Source organism: Planctomycetia bacterium, from assembly GCA_034440135.1.
Lineage (GTDB): Bacteria > Planctomycetota > Planctomycetia > Pirellulales > JALHLM01 > JALHLM01.
Map to the genome: position 1 here is coordinate 1 of JAWXBP010000346.1, position 2,866 is coordinate 2,866.

Consider the following 2,866-nt stretch of genomic DNA (forward strand, 5'->3'; position numbering starts at 1 on the left):
GCCGACGGCGAAGCGGGAGTGTTTGCCGGCGTCGGCTCGCATGCCCTCCCCGAGAATATCGCTGTGGAGATCGCGGCGATTTTCGAGATCAAATAGAATGCGAAACGGCGCGTGACCGCGCGGGACGGAAACCATGACGAACGGCCGGCCGACCCTGGCGATTTCCGAAAGCGACATCCGCACCTATGAGGAAGACGGCGTGGTCTGCCTGCTCGGCCTTTTCGGCCGATCCTGGATCGACCGCATGTATGCGGCCACGGACCGCGTGATCGCGTCCGGCAAGGGCCAGGTCCGCGAGGGCACGAAGCCGGGCGAGCCGGGCCGCTTCTACGCCAACATCTTCATGGCGCAATGGGATGCCGAGTTCCGCGACTTCGCGCTGCGCGCGCCCGGCGCGGAGATCGCCGCGCGCCTGCTGCGGCAGCCGAGCGTGAATTTCTTCTACGACCAGCTCTTCGTGAAGGAGCCCAACACGCCGGCCCCCACCTATTGGCACCACGATCTGCCTTACTGGCCGTTTCGCGGCAACGACATCGTTTCGATCTGGGTGGCGCTCACCGACGTGTCGGTGGAGACGAGCGGCCTCGAATACGTCGCCGGCTCGCATCGCTGGGGCAAATGGTTTCGCGCGATCACGCCCGACCAGGACCCCGCGCGCATGGACATGACGGCGGAAGTCTGTCCGGATTTTTCCGATCCGCGCCAGCGCGGCGCCGACAAGCGCATCCTCTCCTGGGACATGGCCGCCGGCGATTGCATCTGCCACCACCCGCTCACCGTCCATGGCTCCGGCGGCAACCGCTCCCAAACCCAGCGCCGCCTCGCCCTCTCGGTGCGCTACATGGGCGCCGACGCGATCTGGGACCCGCGCCCCCTAGCCGTGAAGCTGCCCGGCGATCCGCAGCTTCCCGCAGGGAAGAGGCCGGCGGACGAGGCGATGTTTCCGCGGGCGTGGCCGGCCGCAGAGGCGTGACGATGGCGGCCGCGCGGCGTGCTATGGTTTCGCTGCGCTCGAAGCCCATCGGCCCCCTCATCCCTTCACCCAAGTGAGGCCTGCAGTGCCCGTAAAATCTCCTGGCGACATGTCGGCGACCTTCGGCTCGGTCTTCAATGCCCGCGACAAGGCCGGGATGCTGGCTCTTTATACCGACGACGCGATTCTCACGATCGACGGAAAGGAGGTCGCGCGCGGACGCGACGCCATCGCTGCCATGATGGCGCCGATGCTCGACAGCCCCCTGAAGATCGAAGCGCGCTGCGGCGCCTGCCATGAGAACGGCGATACCGCCATCGTTCGCACCGATTGGGTCCTCAAGGCGCCCGACGGCTCGACGGCCATGCAGGGCTCGTCAGCCGAAGTGCTGCGCCGCGGCCCCGACGGCCTCTGGCGTTTCGTCATCGACGACGCGACGTTCTCGAGCCGCAACGCGGTCGGGTGAGCGGCGGAAGATTTAGGCCACGCCGCGCTCAGCCGTTTGGCGCAATTGAAGGACGCCGCGCAGATGGCCTCGACCGCGTCGTCCGCTGCGCGCAATTGCAAGGCTTCGTCAATTGCGAGCCCGGTTACACCGGAATCCCGCGCGTCGTGAACGGCAGTTCCGACCTCATCGTCGCCGTGTACTGCGAGTCCGGCAAACACTCCCGCTTCGCCGTCGGCTCCCACGCGCTGCCGGAGAACATCGCGGCGGAGATCGCGGCGATTTTTGAGGTCAACTAGAAGTGAAACGCGCATGACCGCGCACTGCGTCAGCATCGCCGAATTACAACGGATAACAGGCAATAACTGTTGGTTGAGCCTTGACAAGACTGCTATCTTTAACCGAAAAATTGTCCCCTGCAATCAGGGTTCATCCCCAGGGCCCGAGTCGATATAGAACCCTTTCAGGCAATCCATGTCCGAAATCAATTCATTCGCTGACGCTATAGATGCAGCGCTCAGCAATATTGTGCGTCACGGAGATACAGATATATTTCCGTTTCCGTTTGAGACACACATTTTCTTCGATCGCCGCGTAGAGACGCGCGATCTGCTCCTCAAACTGCATGCAAATTTCAAAGAGTGGCTAACTAAGTATCCGCCGGCGCACGAAGCCGCGCTTGCGCCAATAAGCTACAATGGCTTTCGATGGGGTACGCAGCTAGATCCATTTTGGAATGTGTATTTTCTCGCGTGCGTAATTTTTATTGCAAAACGCATTGAGCAAGTTCGCATCTCTGCCAGTGAGCTCAAGATTTTTTCTTACCGATATCGATACGAGTCATCGACCGGAGACTTATTCAATAAGGATTTTGGTTGGATTCAGTTTGCACGCAGGTCCCTCGATCTAGCGAGTACAAGCAAATATGTCGTTCTATGCGACATTTCTGAATTCTATCCACGCCTTGCTCACCATCGATTAGAGAACGCATTGCTACAACTCGATGTAGGCGGCGATATCCACACGAAGATTATGGACTTGTTGTCAAATTACACCAACACTCGTTCTTTTGGACTACCAATTGGCGGGCCAGCCGCACGGCTTTTATCAGAACTGGTTCTTGATCAAATCGATAAATTGTTGAAGGGTGAAGGGATACAATTTACGCGATTCGCCGACGACTATCATCTTTTTGTGGACTCACTCGAGGATGCATATAGAGCGCTGATCATCTTATCTGAAAAACTCTACCTAAATCAGGGGCTCACGCTACAACGATCAAAGACCCGAATTCTCAGCGGCACCGAGTTTATTTCAACGAGTCCTTTGACGGTAGACGGCAAGACGTCCACCGGAGCTATGCGCGGAAGTTGGTGACGGGGTGAAGGGGTAAGGCGGCGTATCGTGGGGGTGTTCGACGCCTCCACTTCTCCACTGAAGGAGTGATA

General features: G+C 59.3%; 4 protein-coding genes. All 4 read left to right on the forward strand.

Annotated elements, in window-relative coordinates; genetic code table 11:
* The first annotated feature begins 133 nt into the window (after positions 1-133).
* The 4 genes from SGJ19_20790 to SGJ19_20805 all read left to right on the forward strand — a co-directional run bounded on the left by SGJ19_20790 (position 134) and on the right by SGJ19_20805 (position 2,795).
* Positions 134-973: a phytanoyl-CoA dioxygenase family protein gene (locus SGJ19_20790; GenBank protein MDZ4782691.1), complete on the forward strand. Its 840-nt coding sequence runs from the start codon at positions 134-136 to the stop codon at positions 971-973.
* A 109-nt stretch (positions 974-1,082) separates the two neighbouring features.
* Positions 1,083-1,439 carry an SgcJ/EcaC family oxidoreductase gene (locus SGJ19_20795; GenBank protein ID MDZ4782692.1) on the forward strand — a complete coding sequence of 119 codons (357 nt, stop codon included), beginning with the start codon at positions 1,083-1,085 and terminating at the stop codon, positions 1,437-1,439.
* Positions 1,436-1,717: a RidA family protein gene (locus SGJ19_20800; GenBank protein ID MDZ4782693.1), complete on the forward strand. Its 282-nt coding sequence runs from the start codon at positions 1,436-1,438 to the stop codon at positions 1,715-1,717. The genes SGJ19_20795 and SGJ19_20800 overlap by 4 nt, the downstream gene beginning before the upstream one ends.
* Positions 1,718-1,892: 175 nt before the next feature.
* The gene (locus tag SGJ19_20805; protein ID MDZ4782694.1) at positions 1,893-2,795 is read left to right on the forward strand and encodes an RNA-directed DNA polymerase; all 903 of its coding nucleotides are present in this window, start codon (positions 1,893-1,895) and stop codon (positions 2,793-2,795) included.
* Positions 2,796-2,866: the final 71 nt, after the last annotated feature.